Origin of the sequence: Cytobacillus depressus, assembly GCF_008923245.1 — a bacterium.
In the GTDB taxonomy this organism is placed as follows: domain Bacteria; phylum Bacillota; class Bacilli; order Bacillales; family Cytobacillaceae; genus Cytobacillus; species Cytobacillus depressus.
In genome coordinates this window covers 58761-73424 of the sequence record NZ_WBOS01000016.1, presented here as the reverse complement: position 1 = coordinate 73424, position 14664 = coordinate 58761, and the positions used below count along the sequence as shown (strand labels likewise).

The following is a 14664-nucleotide window of genomic DNA, read 5'->3' as shown; positions in this document are numbered from 1 at the left end:
TATTGCTGGAAAAAAATAATCGGGTTTTTAAATGGTGTGTTAGGTTAATGAAGAGAGGTGGTGAGGCATTTTTACTTCAAATAATCTCGGGACTCTTCACACTTTTTAACTAGACCTGTGTTTGATATGATAGAAAAATAGATTTTGGCAAGGAGGTATGACTGTTTTATGTTTTGGGAATTTTCCTCATATGAAAACCTGAAGGCCATTGGCATATCAATCGGGATATTTTTGCTTTTTTTACTCTTTAGGAAAATTTTTGTTAAATATATTTTTGCCTTATTGGTGAAGCTAGGCAAAATAGCACCGGGAGAATTTTTATCTCATCTTCTTAAAGCTTATGAAAAACCTGCACAGTGGTTATTTATTATTATTGGACTTTACTTTTCAGTGCAGTATTTTCCTTATTTTAACCATTCAGCTCCATTTTTTTCGAAAGTAATCAGTGCGTCGATTATTATGCTTATTACGTGGGGTTTACTAAATCTTTCTTCGGCTTCCTCTTTGCTTTTTAAAAAGATTAATGCCTCCAAATATAATATTGAATTTGATGAAATTGTTATTCCGTTTTTATCAAAAGTACTGAAATTTGTCATTGTAGCGATTAGTATAAGTGTGATCGCACAAGTATTTGATTATGATGTGAATGGCTTTGTAGCGGGATTAGGATTAGGTGGACTAGCCTTTGCGCTAGCGTCAAAGGATGCGCTTAGCAATTTATTTGGCGGGCTCATTATTATTACAGAGAAGCCCTTTTCTATTGGCGATTGGATCAAGACATCCAGTGTGGAAGGGATTGTAGAGGACATAAGTTTTCGCAGTACAAGGGTGAGGACATTTGAACAGGCACTTGTAACCGTTCCGAACGAAAAATTAGCGAATGAGGCCATCACCAACTGGAGTAAAGCGGGAAAACGGCAAATATCCGTTTATTTAAATCTGCCGCAGGATGCTTCACGTGATAAAGTGAAGTCGACGATTGAGAAAATAAAGGCCTATCTAAAAAATCACCCAGAAATCCATCAAAAAACGATTAAGGTAACCTTTGATCAATATAAAGATAAGGCAATCTTCATCTATTTCTATACAAAAACAACTGATTGGGGAGAATATCTAAAAGTCAAAGAAGAGCTCAACTATAAACTTATGGATATTCTTGAGGAAAAAGAGACAGAGGAACCGGAACCTTGTCCCGAGTGAAAAGTAGAAGGGGACCTGAGGAATGATTGCCTTGGGGCCCCTTCTTATGTCTGTGATGACAAGTCTAGGGGGAAAAAGTGTTCATTTAAAAATGAAGAAGGATGGAAAAATCAGTTTTCGTATTAAGTTAGTAATATCTAAAAAATTTGATTGAGATCTATTTCTAGTCCTTTTAAGGTAGGCACTTGGATCGTTTCCTCTCTCGTAAAGACGCCATAAACGACATACTGTTGGTCATCTAATACATACACTTCTATGGATTCATTCATCGCATCAACAATCCAATATTCTTTTACCCCGGCCCATTCATATAACTGAAATTTTTTCCAACGATCTAATTTCACAGTTATAGGGGAGAGAATCTCAACGATTAAATCTGGTGTTCCTCTACACCCTTTCTCGTCGAGCTTCTTGGAGTCAAGAACAACTGTTAAGTCTGGCTGTACAAAGTTATATACTTCATCATCCGCTTTTTTCTCAGATTGCAATCGAACCTCAAATGGAGCGAAATATGCTTCACCTTCACTTGCACGGAGAAAAAGCGAAAATTCAATTGAAAGCTGCCGTAGGACTTGCTGGTGCTTGCGAAAATGAGCTGGAGGGATCCTGATCATTTCGCCATCAATCATTTCAATACGCTCCCCTTCACCCCATGAAAGGTAATCAGCATATGAAGACTTTCGCTCTTCCGAATTGAAGACCACATAAATCACTCCTTTCGTGAAGATTTTCCGTTACCTAGCCGGTTCTAATATTTATTTATATGTTAAACTTGTCATGAACATACTAGTTGTCTTAACACTATTTGCATTGGTAAAAGCTTTGAAAGGGCTTAAGTATTTGTTTTTGAACTTGATAAGAACTTATTGTAAAAAGGGGAGATTTCTTTTTTTGACAGTGCTTCGAAAAAAATATAAAATGAATGAAAGTCAGTCATTGATGAGAGGGAATTATAATAATGAATAAAAAAGAGAAGATTGTCCAAGCTGCAATTGAGGTTTTTAAGGAAAAGGGGATTGAAAAAACAAAGATATCCGACATTGTAAAGCTGGCTGGGATTGCGCAAGGAACATATTACCTCTATTTTCCTTCAAAGCTTGCTGTCATGCCAGCAATCGCGGAAGTGATGGTGGAAAAGTCTATTGCCGTGGTGAAGAATGAGGTTAAAAGGGATGCTTCCTTTACTGAGCAGCTTGTACAAATTGTTGATGCTATTTTTAAGGTAACTATGGATTACCGGGAAATTCTAGCTCTCATTTATGCTGGTCTCGCATCGACCGAACATATTAAAGAATGGGAAACAGTTTACCAGCCGTTTTATTCCTGGATTAGTGAATTTTTGAAAGAGGCGAAGGAAACAGGCGTTATTAGGGAATCCATTCATGTGGAGCGGACTTCAAAGCTTCTAATTGGGCTAATAGAAATTGCTGCTGAACAAATTTACCTGTATGACTATCGGCAGGACGATCAAGCTGAAATACAGAAAGCGGAAGTATTAGAGTTTTTAAAGCACGCATTAGGCATTCAAGAAAAATAAATTGCTAATGCCCCCTTTTACTTTTGTGAAAATGTAATAGATAAAAGTATTAATAAAGAAAAATGAATGATATTCAGTCATTTAATAGGAGAGTTCGATGAAGAATAAAGGTTGGATTTACGTGTTTTTAACTTGTCTTTTCGAATTAATGTGGTTATACGGATTTAATGAAGCCAGTACTTGGTGGCATTGGGCTATTGTGATCGGCATTATTTTGATAGACTTTCACTTTCTCCCTAAAGCTTGTGAAACTCTTCCAACAGGAACGGTATATGCGGTTTTTGCCGGTGTAGGTACAATAGGTACAGCTTTAATGGATTCCTATCTTTTTGGTGGGAGTTTTAGCCTAGGCAAAATAGTATTCATTGCCATCTTAATTCTGGGTGTAATTGGTTTAAATATCGCTGATAACAAGGAAGAGAAAAGAGCAGCAAAGGAGGCTATATAACATGGGTTGGCTTTTGGTGTCTTTTGCTGCAGCTAGTGAAATAGCAGGTGCAATGGGGCTGAAATTATACAGTCAGAAGAAAACAATGAAGAACGGGATTTTATATGTAGGTGGTTTCGGTGCCTCTTTTGCATTTTTATATTCGTCCTTCGATTATTTACAGGTAAGTATTGCTTATTCGGTTTGGATTGGTATTGGAACGGCAGGTGCGGTATTGTTGAATATGCTTCTTTTTGGTGAGTCTAAAAGTATGGGGCGTTTATTTAGTGTGGTCTTGATAATAATTGGTGTCGTGGGTTTGAAGGCACTTTCTTAATAGATGAAGAGCAAGCTTGTTCGAAGGCTGTGCTCGGACACATTGCCCGTGTCCCAAATAGAAAAAGTCTGTTTCAGCTCGAAACAGACTTTTTTTATGTGCTTATTTACGATGGGCCGCTAAAAACACTTCTTGAGCAGCTTTTACTCCAGCTCCCAATTCAAAGGAATAGGAGAAGTCTTGTAAGCCAGCTTCCATTAAGGAAACGGCTTGAAGGACATCGCTAGGGAAGCAATAGCCCATGTGGCCGAAGCGGAAAATTTCCCCTTGTAAGTGACCAAGACCACCAGCAAAATCTAAATGGTATTGCTGCTTTAGATGCTTGAGGAACTGTGCCAAATCTAATCCTTCTGGAGTGCGAATTGCCGTAATGGTAGGCGAGGCATATTCATCGCTCGCTAATAGTCCAATATTTAGCGCCTTCATGGATTCACGGACCATGTTCTTCATTAGTTCATGCCTAGCAACAGTTTGGGCAAATCCGCCTTCTTCTTCAATCATGTCACAAACAGCTGCTAATCCGTAAATAAGCGTAACCGCAGGAGTGTTTGGCGTCATGCCTTTTGCCGCCCACTCGCGATAGCTTAATAAATTTAAATAATAAGCAGGGGTATTATTTTCTTCAATGACTTTCCAGGCTCTATCACTAACGCTTACGAAAGATAGACCAGGCGGCAGCATCATCGCCTTTTGTGAACCCGTTACTAAAATATCAATACCCCATTTATTCATTTCAGCCGGAGCCCCGCCAATACAGCTCACTCCGTCAACAATGAACAGGGCATCTGAATACGTTCGAACAGCCTGGGCCAGCTTGTCAATTGGGTTGAGAATGCCCGTTGATGTTTCGTTGTATGTAGCAAAAACAGCCTTCACGTCTTTTAATGGCTTTAAGAATTCTCCCAGTTCCTCTTCCGTACAAGCCTGTCCCCATTCTTTTTCAAGCTTATGTACATTAAAGCCATATTTTTCACAAATCGAAACGAAGTAATCTCCAAATGCTCCGACTGTAATAACAACAACATTTTCCCCAGGCGAAACCGTGTTAACCGCAGCAGCCTCTAAAGCCGCAGTACCGCCAGACGGCAACAGAAGAATATCTTGTTCCGTACCGAAAATCGGCTTCACTCGGTTGGTCGTTTTACGGTAGAGATTCACAAATTCTTCACTGCGATGACTAATGATGTCTTCAGACATGGCCAATTGGACTTTCTTCGGAATAGGTGTAGGCCCCGGGTGTCTTAAAATGTTTGTATACATAGATTTCCCTCCAGTAATGTTTATTATTGAGTATTTTAGCCTAAAGGCAGGAGGTTAACCACAATAATGATAAATCCCCTTCTCAACAACCTTTATTATTACTAAATTTAAAATTTTCCAATTATAATAGTATCATATTGGTCAATATTAATTAAGAAATAAGGTGGAGGTTTTCGTGGCGACAATAGATTTGCAGAAAAAGAGTGTAAAGATTGTGTAGCTTTTGGAATAGGTTGTTCACTAGATAAGGAGGCCAAATATCATGGAAAAGGGGGCTGCTTTTTGAAAGTAAAAGGAATTAACCATTTTTTATTCTCCGTTTCAGATTTAGATAAGTCTATTGAATTTTATCGTAATGTTTTTAATGCAAAGTTATTAGTGAAGGGCAGGAGCACTGCATATTTTGATCTTAATGGCATATGGATTGCGTTGAATGTAGAGAAGGATATACCTCGGAATGAAATAAAACAATCTTATACGCATATTGCTTTTACTATCGAAGAAAGCGACTTCGCAGATATGTACAACAAATTAACAGAGCTAAACGTTACTATTCTCCCGAGTCGCCCAAGAGATGAAAAGGACAAAAAATCAATTTACTTTACAGACCCTGATGGGCACAAATTTGAATTCCATACAGGGACGCTGCACGATAGATTGGAATATTACAAGAAAGAAAAAGGGCATATGGAGTTTTACTAATTGTCTAGCTTCAGCGCCTACCCCCGACGTACAGGACGTACTAGTGTCGACAATGCGACAGGGATGTCGCGCTTTTATCGGCCTCGAGGTCATAAGCCGAGCCGACATGAAGGTAAAATACAACTTTCCTGCCGGCTTGTCTTATGCTTGTTGGGGGTGAACACAAAGGAATTCTCCAATGATTAATCAGCGCAGGAACAATTGTCCTTTAATTGTTCCGAAGGCGCTTACGCTTTTCTAAAAAGGAGTGAGTATTGATGAGGATTAATCATCAAACATACATAAAGGCCTCTCCAGAAAAAGTCTATGCAACGTTAACTACGGCAGAAGGATGGAATGCATGGTTTACAGATCATACAGCGTTACACTTAGATGAGAATGGGAAAGGGAAAATAATTTTAAGATGGTCCAACTATGGTGTAGGTAAAGAGAATATTGAAGACGGCGGGGATATTTTGGCCGCCGTTCCGAATAAATGGTTTTCTTTTCAATGGTCTCCCGGAAATAAACCAACAACTGTGAAATTTGAGCTGCGGCCTTCCAAAGATGGTACACTTTTGTTTTTAGAAGAGGAAGGATATACAATCTCTCCAGAGGATCTTACAGCTTGTGTAGGATGTGCTGTTGGATGGGGAGAAGCACTGGTTTTGTTAAAGATGTATCTTGAATTTGGAATCGTGTGCAAAGAGGATTATCGATTTTAGGTTGGGGGGCTCATAAATTGGTATATGAAGTAACGATTCAAATTCGAGTCAGTGATTTTGAAAAAGGTCAAGCATGGTACGAAACATTATTAAATAGGAAGCCTGATTTTAGTCCTCATCAAGGATTTGCCGAATTCATTGGTTAAAAACTAAAGAACCACTAGTTAAACGACAAATAGTATTAAAAATCAAGAATCCGTTTTGATTTTTATAAAAACGGGTTCTTTTTTGTTTGCCAACAGATTGCAAGACGTTTTCCAATGATATTGTTAATTATCATTTTAGTCGTTTTGTTGAACTAAAAAAGCTAAGCACAAATGTTAATCCTGTTACAATGCCGAAAATATTAGAAGTAGGAGGGTGTGGGATCCATTGGAATACCTTGGAATAGGCGATACTCTCAGGTATAAGGGAGCTAAAGGTTATAATAAGCGGGAAGGCAATGGCGAGCAATAGACAGGGAATCGCTACACACCAAAATAATGATGCATGAAATTTAAAAGTCCATTTTCGTACAATGATTATAGAAATATAGATTCCAAAGATAATTGAAATAATAAATTTAAACCAAAAGAGTGGAATCAAATTAAAGGTATCCATTGAAAATTGTTGAACTTGATTTTCATAATTAAAAATTATAGTTGTTAAGATAACTAGTCCAATAACCCAAAGAATCTTCAAAAAGTAAGACGACCAACTGCCTTTTTTCACAATCATCCCTCCATTCTAATTTAATATATGATTGGATTTCACATTATTAAACATTTTACTAAGCAATCAAAAAAGAAAGATGATTATTAAAGTTAAAGACCAAATCGCTTATTGATTTGGTCTTTAATTTCCGGGGTTCTAATTAATGAAAAAACCCCTAAATAATAATAAAATCCCCATCCTTCTCTCCATAAAAATATAGCCGGTGCAACGGTCTTGTCATGGCTACATACAGAAGCTTAATATCCAGCTCAGAGTCGGGAGAAAAAGATTCCTCTAGTGAGATAATGATGACAGCGTCAAATTCTAGCCCTTTTGCTAAGAAAGAAGGAACAATGACAATTTCATCTTTCGGGATTTTTGCTTGCTCAGCAAGGAGTGTGACAGGTTCATCGGAATGCTCCTTGAACAGTGAATAGAGGAGCTGGCAATCTTTCATCGTTTTCCCGATGACAGCGAAAGTTTTAAAGGTTTCTTCTTTTAGACTAGAGACTTGAGCTTCGATTTGCTGAACAAGTTCTTTTCTATCTTTTCTTTTAATAAATGTTGGCTGTTCCCCGTGCCTTACAACGGGCTCTACCCTTGGGAAAGAGTAGGGAAGAAGCCTTAACAGTTCATTCGCTTTTTCCATAATTTCGACGGTTGTGCGGTAGCTCTTTTGCAATTCGGTATATGTAGCGCGTGGGAAAATATCGTCTAATACTCCATCCCAGGACGTTAGCCCTCTATAAGAATGAATGCCTTGGGCCAGGTCGCCGACGAGTGTAAACATGTCTGTATCAAGTGCTTTTTTTAAGGACAGCAGCTCCATAAAGCTGTAATCCTGTGCCTCATCAATGACAATGTTTTTTGCTTTAAGCTCTTTTGGAATCCCAAATAGGTATACCTGTAAATAGAGTAAAAGAGCAAGGTCTTCTCTTTCATATTTCTTTTTTGCGAAAAGCCTCTTGTTATACTGGCATAACAGTCCTGCATCCTTTTCAGTAAGACCACCGTCAGCCCAGTTGTAAAGATTAGCGGGATTACTAAATAGCTCATGATAATACTGCAGAAGAGTTTTCTTAGGGAATTGTCTCATATAAGATGGAACAGCATTTCGAATGGCTTTTTTGATTTCGTCCATTCGCAGAGCTTTTTTATCAAGTGCATCTGAAACATATTGCTTTCTTTTCTCCGCATCCTTTCCATGATAAAGAGCCCTTTCAATTCGTTCATCATAAAAGGTTTCAACGTTGCTCATCATATTTTTCTTCTTTTTGGCCACGTCATTTTGCAGGATGGCTTTTAACTTATCTAGCCTTTTATAGAGAGGAAGATAGTTATAATCGTTTTTGAAAAGATGAATGAATTTCTTATGGCTAAACAGCTTAAATTTATCCACCATGAAATCTTCTTTTGGAAAAAAAGTTTTATAAATGCTTTTTATATAGTTGGATAGAATGACATGAAAAACCGGTGAACCTTTAACCGACGAAATCCACGCTGAAATTTGGCACTCCTTGCTTTCAGGCTCTTCTAGCAACTGGACTAATTTATTATCATTGACGATCCTGAGCTTTTTACCGAGGCATATTTGCACATATTCCTGGTAAGTCGTCTGGCGGACTCTTTCAACTCCCAGCTCAGGCAGCGCTTCAGAAATATAATCGATAAACAAGCGGCTTGGCGCCAAAATCATCAGCTGCTCTGGGGCAAAGTTTTCTTTATACTGATAAATAAAATAACTAATCCGATGGAGGGCAATCGTTGTTTTTCCGCTGCCTGCAGCCCCTTGAACAATAATGGGCTTATTTAAATCAGCCCGGATAATTCGATTTTGCTCTTCCTGAATCGTAGAAATAATTTCTGTGAGACGGTTGCTTGAGCTTTTGGATAGCGACTCTTGCAACAGCTCATCCGTTGTTGTTAAATCAATATCGCGAATTTCTTGGAGCTCGCCATCCTCGATCATAAACTGCCGCTTTAAAGATAAATACCCGTTAAAGCTTTCCTCATACGCATCATAATGAACCTCACCGAGCCTGCCCTCATAATAAAGATTGGCAATCGGCGATCTCCAGTCCACGATAATTTGCTCTTGATTTTCCCGAGAATATAAGGAGGTTTTCCCAATGTAGAGAATTTCCTGGTCTTGAAGATCCTCTCTTAAAAAATCAATCCGGGCAAAATAAGGCTTATTTCTTGCGTTTTTCAAGCTTTTTAATTCATCAAGAGACATTTCAAAAAAACTGGCGTTCGTTAATAAAGAGGAGTAGCCTAAGCTCGACTCCAGCCAATCAACATCTTGGAAGGCTTCCTTCATGTTTTCCTGAAACTGGTCTTTGCTCGTTTCAGCAGTCTTAATGACCGCCTCCATATACTTTTTCGTAAAATCTAATCGTTGAATTTCTTGTTGAAAATCGGGGTGCTGTTGAGATGACATTCAATCTTCCTCCCATTTCATTTTCAGCCGCAATGGGGAAATACTTTGGAGCATGAGTGATAAGAAGTTTATATTATCAGAAAAGTTAGTGGGAAGCAATATTTTTCCATAGTTAGAATGATATTTAGTATCGGGGATGAGTTTGAGTACAAAATATCTTAAAGATTCGAACGAAGTGTCCGTTATCTATCAGATGAAAGGACACTTTAACTAAGGAATTTCCTCATCCTGTTAGTTATCGGCCATATAACGGCTACTTCGCCTTCGGAACTCTCTAAACTGTCCGTTATCGCCTTTTCCGCATTCGTTTTCCTTGCATATAGCATACTAGACGCCTCAAAGATGACCAATTAATGAGACGAGCTCCCTGATATCACAATTAAAAATTAGGCAATAATTTTCCATTATCCCCCTTGATTTATTTTCCAAAACATTATATAGTACATTACAACAGTAATGCACTATGACGGAGGGGGCGGTGACAATTCTTAATACGGATGGAACGAAGCCAATTTATGTTCAGATTGCAGAGTGGATTGAGACGGAAATTATGAATGGGCATTTTAAAAGCGATGATAAAGTATATTCACAATATCAATTAGCGGAAATGTATACGATCAATCCAGCCACTGCCGCAAAGGGGCTTAATCTCCTTGTTGATGAACATATCCTTTACAAAAAAAGGGGGCTGGGCATGTTCGTTACTGCGAAGGCAAAAGAAATGATCATGCATAAACGCAAAAATCAAACGTTAAAGCAATTAGTTCAAGATCTAGTGTTAGAAGCAAATCGTCTGCAAATAACGGAAGCTGAATTAATAGAAATGATTAAAGAAGAAAAGCTTGAGGAGGGTGGGCAATGAAGGTAATTGAGTGCGAAGGATTAACGAAAACGTACTTTAGAAAAAAGGTTTTAAATAATCTTTCATTTACGATTGAGGAAAACAAAATCACGGGATTAATTGGTCGAAATGGTGTCGGAAAAACGACGTTATTAAAAATAATCGCAGGTTTTATTAAGGAAACATCCGGCGAGATGAAAGTCTTTTCGGAACAGCCCTTTAATAGTTTGAATGTTTCAGTAAATTCGATTTTTGTAGATGACCAAATGAGCTTTCCGCCCGCGCTACGGCTTAGTGAGTTATTAGAAGAGGCCGGGAGATTTTATCCGAATTGGGATATGGAGCTAGCTAAGCGCTTATTTGACTATTTTTCCTTCGATCCATTGTCTTATCACAACCGTCTATCGAAAGGAAAAACAAGTACCTTTAATGCCATTGTTGGTTTAGCCGCCCATGCCCCATTAACGATTTTTGATGAACCGACCACAGGGATGGATGCGGCGGTTAGAAAGGACTTTTACCGTGCTTTGCTTAAGGACTATCTCGCTCACCCGCGGACGATTATTATTTCTAGCCATCACTTAGATGAAATAGAAGACTTATTAGAGGATGTTCTTCTTATAAAAAATGGAAATGTACATTTACATTTGCCGATGGAGGAGCTGAAGGAATGGGCCATCGGCTTGAAAGGGGAAACAGCAGCTATTAAGGATTTAACGAGGGAACAAGAGGTCCTATACGAAAAATCCATTGGTACGAACACAACGTACGTGGTTGTGAAAAATGACTTTTCAGAGCATGAACGGCAGAAACACAAACTATCTGGAATAGAAATAACCCCTGTCTCTCCGAACGATCTCTGTGTTTATTTAACAAGCCAAACGAAAGGGGGAATAGATGATGTCTTTAACAGCCGCTAATTTATCTGAAGTGGTAAAAAAGCAATATTTCTTCAAGCTTAAAGCAAATATTGATGCATTTAGTGCCCTTGTTGGGATTCAGCTATTAGCTATTCTGTTTTCGATGGGCGGGGCAAATTCATTTCAATCCTACTCTGGGCAAATAGATATTCGTGTCGGCTATTTCTCGGCCGATGTTGTTATTGCTTTCTCAATGATCTGGGCTTTAGTAACTGGTATTACAATTACCACGAGGCCCTATCGAAATCAAGATTTTACATTTGTAACAAATCGTTTAAGCAGCAATCTCGCAAATATCCTCTTTTTATTTTCAGCAAGCATCATTGGTGGAGTAACAGCGATGTTAGCTAGAAGTTTACCTTTAGCGATAAGATATATGTTTTTCGACGTCCCGAATTACATTTTGCCGATGACTACATTAGAGTTTCTTCTCGGCACCGGGGCAGCGGTCCTTTATTTGTTCTGCATTAGCGCAATTGGCTATTTTATTGGGTCACTTGTGCAGATAAGTAAACTTTTTGTGGTGATCATCCCTGCTTTACTAATCGGTATGCTATTTCTAAACTTTTTAGTGGGCACTGAGCCATACTTAGTTTATGTTTATCAATTTTACATTATGGAATCGTCAATTGGATTGTTTATTTTCAAAATGGCCATAACGACAGCCCTATTTTTCATCGCTTCCATAGGCATCCTAAATCGGATGGAGGTTAGACGATGAATGTAATGATAACCTTGCTGCCGATAGCGGGAACCATTATTCTTGCTATGATTGTCGTAAGTATGATTGCCAAAGGCAAGATGATAACAGTAAAAGTTACCCATTGGCTGCTGATCATTTATGTAGGCTTTTTGCTCCTATCTATGCTCTTTGTTTCGGTTGTAAAGAAAGATGACATTACTAGTCGGGAAAAGGTAGAAGATTTGAATGAAGCGCACGATATAATTTACAATGCTCTGAATGAAGGGAAACTAGACCAGTTAGAGAGCAGGCACTTAATTAGCGAAAAGACATTTGATTATGTAAATAACACCCTTAATATTGGGATCACAGGAAATGATGACCGGATTTTTGTGGAGAGAAAAGCCGATGATGATGGAAAAATTGAAGCCCGAGTTTATACAGACGGATTAATTGTCGGCGGGTACGATTTTACGGATAAAATCATCCCTGTCCAGTTCCGATTAACAGAAGATACATTAGATGTGATGCACCCCGAGCATCAAATCATAGACATCTCTGTTGTAAGAAAAGAATTTACGATCAATCAATTTACTGGCCAAACGGCAATCAATGATGTAAGTGGTGATGCGCGATTAGTAGTATATTTAAAAATTCCTAAATCGCTTCAATTAAATGGTCCAAGTGCTGATTTTCTATATATTAATGATTGAAGGGGACGGAGGGCTGCCTCATCCCAAATTAATTAAGGCGCGTTATCCGGTAAATCAGTTATTACTGACTTACCGGATAATTTCTATGGAAGAAAACGATTCATAGATCGCGTTTTCCAAGGTTGCCGTCTAAAACGGTCGCCATGACCACTTCATGGAACGCGTTTTCCGAGGCCACCATCCCAAACGGTTGCCATGCCCGCATCATAGAGCACTTTCCCCAAGACTACCTCCTAAAAGACCAGTCCCTAAGGTGTTTTCCGTACAAAATCCGAATATTGAAGAATAAGGAGGGTGTTATTAATCTTTTTTTGCAATTCCTTTGTGTCCTTTGATTTTTTCATAGTTTTCCGATTATATAATGCAGCAGGATGCTTTGCGCTTGGCGCGGTGTAAAGCGTTTTATTGCTGATAAAAGAACCGCCAGGCAGATAGTATCGCATGCCGAGCAAGTTTTTCTCGTATTGAAATAGATTATGGCCAATCATTTGGGCATCATGCTCAATGCCTAGAAGGTTCAGCAGTGTTGGCATGAAGTCGATTTGTCCTCCGAGCCTTGAATACGTTTCCCCCATGAAAATATCTGGCGCCACGAAAAGGACCGGAACGGTAAAGCGATCATGTAGATTATAAGGATGACCCAGCACTTCTTTTAATAATTCTTGGTCCTTATCTGTTATTGGTGCTCCGTGCAATCCCGAATGATCCCCGTATATTAACAAGAGAGAATTCTCATAAATGCCCATCTCTTTTAATTTTCCAATAAATAATCCAATTTGTTCATCAGTATAACGGACAGCCTGTAAGTAATTTCCGACATATGTTTCTTCATATTCATCCGGTAAATGAAGATATTGCATCGCAGTCGGCATCTCGAAGGGGGTATGGCTCGTTAGCGTAATGATATTGGAATACATTTTCTCATGTTTTTTCAACTGGCTTGGTAATTGAGATTCCACGAAGCCGAATAACATTTCATCAGCCGGGCCGAAACCAACGACCTTATCACTCGGAATTTCATTATTCGTATATACATGATCGAACCCAAGAGCCGGGTATAATTTATCGCGACTCCAATAAGTAATATCATCTGCATGGTAGGTTGCGGTCCCGTAGCCGTGCTTTTGCAAAGTTCGGACGAGAGAGGGAATCGCACTCCCATCAATAACATTGACGGTTGGATCCATCCCCTCGGGGTAAAGAGAAGTATGCATAATCCATTCCGCATCAGAAGTGTTGCCGGCACCAATTTGCTGGTATACATTATTGAAATAAGCACTATCTTTTAAAAGGGCATTCAGATTTGGGGTAATTTCCTGCCCATTCACTTCGCGATTAATCGTAAACTCCTGTAACGATTCCACTTGGATAACAAATACATGGCGATTTTTCGCAAGCCCGAACGTCCGGTGCTCTGTAAAAGGAACGAACATATTTCCTTTTAATTCAGCTAAATCCTGATCTGATAATTTTTCATTGTGCGCGAAGGCTGTGTCAAATCCGCGTTCATACAGCTGCACAAACTGGGATTGGATATACCCATGTTTTTTGGCGAAATAAGATACGTCTACTAAAGGATAAAAGAACGCAAGAACAGTTGAAACGAAGCCTGCACAGCTAAAGCCGATGGCCCACTTTTTTGCCATTACGAAATTGTCGTGTTCCTCTGATTTCATGTAATACCAGATAAGTGGAAGAATAATAGCAACATCTATGAAAAATAAGAAATCATAAGGAGTCCCGAGCAGGGCAACAGTCCCTTTTACGGAATTAGATTGATAGATTTGTTTCACATCATAATAGGAAGGAACGGTCGAAAAATATCTCGTGTAAAAAACAACAACGATAAAAAGTCCGGACAATCCTAGATGATAAAGCCAGATCGTTAACCACTTGCGTTTTTTCGCCAAAAGCAGAAGGATGGTTAAGCAAAGCGCCCACATAGGAAACTCAATGAACAGAATATGAAAAAATGATTTATTATTAAAAATGACTACCTGAAAAGCTGAAATTTTTAAAAATAAAACAAGCATGATCAATGTAAATGGATGGAGTATGACATGTTTGCTTTTTTCAAAGTACTTTTTCATTGGCAAAGGCACCTCTTGAAGTAAGTTAATCTCCCTAAACTTTACCAAATGCACTTCGAGTCTTGCAAACAATATATATGAGGATGAGTGAAATTATGTGGTGAAAAATTTGGAACTT

At 38.7% G+C, this 14664-nt stretch carries 16 protein-coding genes; 11 read left to right on the top strand and 5 right to left on the bottom strand.

Annotation, left to right across the window (positions count from 1 at the left end; translation table 11 throughout):
* Positions 1-168: 168 nt before the first annotated feature.
* Complete coding sequence (locus tag F7731_RS21185) at positions 169-1200, top strand: mechanosensitive ion channel family protein (protein WP_151536800.1); 1032 nt, start codon at positions 169-171, stop codon at positions 1198-1200.
* A 137-nt stretch (positions 1201-1337) separates the two neighbouring features.
* Here the strand turns inward: F7731_RS21185 and F7731_RS21180 are convergent, their stop codons facing one another.
* Positions 1338-1904, bottom strand: coding sequence for a Uma2 family endonuclease (locus F7731_RS21180; RefSeq protein WP_151536799.1), 567 nt, complete (start codon positions 1902-1904; stop codon positions 1338-1340).
* 251 nt (positions 1905-2155) lie between these two features.
* On the opposite strand from F7731_RS21180, the gene F7731_RS21175 reads away from it, so the two are divergent.
* The 3 genes from F7731_RS21175 (at position 2156) to F7731_RS21165 (ending at position 3501) form a co-directional block, all read left to right on the top strand.
* The gene (locus F7731_RS21175) at positions 2156-2737 is read left to right on the top strand and encodes a TetR/AcrR family transcriptional regulator (RefSeq protein ID WP_151536798.1); all 582 of its coding nucleotides are present in this window, start codon (positions 2156-2158) and stop codon (positions 2735-2737) included.
* Positions 2738-2834: 97 nt separating this feature from the next.
* Positions 2835-3185, top strand: coding sequence for a DMT family transporter (locus tag F7731_RS21170; protein ID WP_151536797.1), 351 nt, complete (start codon positions 2835-2837; stop codon positions 3183-3185).
* A 1-nt stretch (position 3186) separates the two neighbouring features.
* Complete coding sequence (locus F7731_RS21165; RefSeq protein ID WP_151536796.1) at positions 3187-3501, top strand: DMT family transporter; 315 nt, start codon at positions 3187-3189, stop codon at positions 3499-3501.
* Between the two features lie 102 nt (positions 3502-3603).
* Here the strand turns inward: F7731_RS21165 and F7731_RS21160 are convergent, their stop codons facing one another.
* Entirely contained in the window at positions 3604-4761 is a 1158-nt protein-coding gene (locus F7731_RS21160) for a pyridoxal-phosphate-dependent aminotransferase family protein (protein WP_151536795.1), read from the bottom strand.
* A 282-nt stretch (positions 4762-5043) separates the two neighbouring features.
* On the opposite strand from F7731_RS21160, the gene fosM reads away from it, so the two are divergent.
* The 3 genes from fosM to F7731_RS26945 all read left to right on the top strand — a co-directional run bounded on the left by fosM (position 5044) and on the right by F7731_RS26945 (position 6313).
* Positions 5044-5463: a FosM family fosfomycin resistance protein gene (fosM, locus tag F7731_RS21155; RefSeq protein ID WP_151536794.1), complete on the top strand. Its 420-nt coding sequence runs from the start codon at positions 5044-5046 to the stop codon at positions 5461-5463.
* A gap of 257 nt (positions 5464-5720) precedes the next feature.
* Positions 5721-6167 carry an SRPBCC family protein gene (locus F7731_RS21150; RefSeq protein ID WP_151536793.1) on the top strand — a complete coding sequence of 149 codons (447 nt, stop codon included), beginning with the start codon at positions 5721-5723 and terminating at the stop codon, positions 6165-6167.
* 17 nt (positions 6168-6184) lie between these two features.
* Positions 6185-6313: a hypothetical protein gene (locus F7731_RS26945; protein WP_425482033.1), complete on the top strand. Its 129-nt coding sequence runs from the start codon at positions 6185-6187 to the stop codon at positions 6311-6313.
* 130 nt (positions 6314-6443) lie between these two features.
* Here the strand turns inward: F7731_RS26945 and F7731_RS21145 are convergent, their stop codons facing one another.
* Complete coding sequence (locus F7731_RS21145; protein WP_151536792.1) at positions 6444-6878, bottom strand: hypothetical protein; 435 nt, start codon at positions 6876-6878, stop codon at positions 6444-6446.
* Positions 6879-7035: 157 nt separating this feature from the next.
* Positions 7036-9300 carry an RNA polymerase recycling motor HelD gene (gene helD / locus F7731_RS21140; RefSeq protein ID WP_151536791.1) on the bottom strand — a complete coding sequence of 755 codons (2265 nt, stop codon included), beginning with the start codon at positions 9298-9300 and terminating at the stop codon, positions 7036-7038.
* A gap of 478 nt (positions 9301-9778) precedes the next feature.
* Between helD and F7731_RS21135 the strand changes: the two genes are divergently transcribed.
* Genes F7731_RS21135 through F7731_RS21120 form a run of 4 tightly spaced genes read left to right on the top strand, consistent with a single transcriptional unit; the run spans position 9779 to position 12456 of the window.
* Positions 9779-10162 carry a GntR family transcriptional regulator gene (locus F7731_RS21135; RefSeq protein ID WP_246197367.1) on the top strand — a complete coding sequence of 128 codons (384 nt, stop codon included), beginning with the start codon at positions 9779-9781 and terminating at the stop codon, positions 10160-10162.
* Entirely contained in the window at positions 10159-11061 is a 903-nt protein-coding gene (locus F7731_RS21130) for an ATP-binding cassette domain-containing protein (RefSeq protein WP_151536789.1), read from the top strand. The genes F7731_RS21135 and F7731_RS21130 overlap by 4 nt, the downstream gene beginning before the upstream one ends.
* On the top strand, positions 11042-11782 hold the full coding sequence (locus F7731_RS21125; protein ID WP_151536788.1) for a hypothetical protein: 741 nt from the start codon (positions 11042-11044) through the stop codon (positions 11780-11782). The genes F7731_RS21130 and F7731_RS21125 overlap by 20 nt, the downstream gene beginning before the upstream one ends.
* On the top strand, positions 11779-12456 hold the full coding sequence (locus F7731_RS21120; protein WP_151536787.1) for a hypothetical protein: 678 nt from the start codon (positions 11779-11781) through the stop codon (positions 12454-12456). Before F7731_RS21125 ends, F7731_RS21120 begins: the two co-directional genes overlap by 4 nt.
* Before the next feature lie 248 nt (positions 12457-12704).
* Here the strand turns inward: F7731_RS21120 and F7731_RS21115 are convergent, their stop codons facing one another.
* Positions 12705-14546 carry an LTA synthase family protein gene (locus tag F7731_RS21115; RefSeq protein WP_151536786.1) on the bottom strand — a complete coding sequence of 614 codons (1842 nt, stop codon included), beginning with the start codon at positions 14544-14546 and terminating at the stop codon, positions 12705-12707.
* Between the last annotated feature and the right edge of the window lie 118 nt (positions 14547-14664).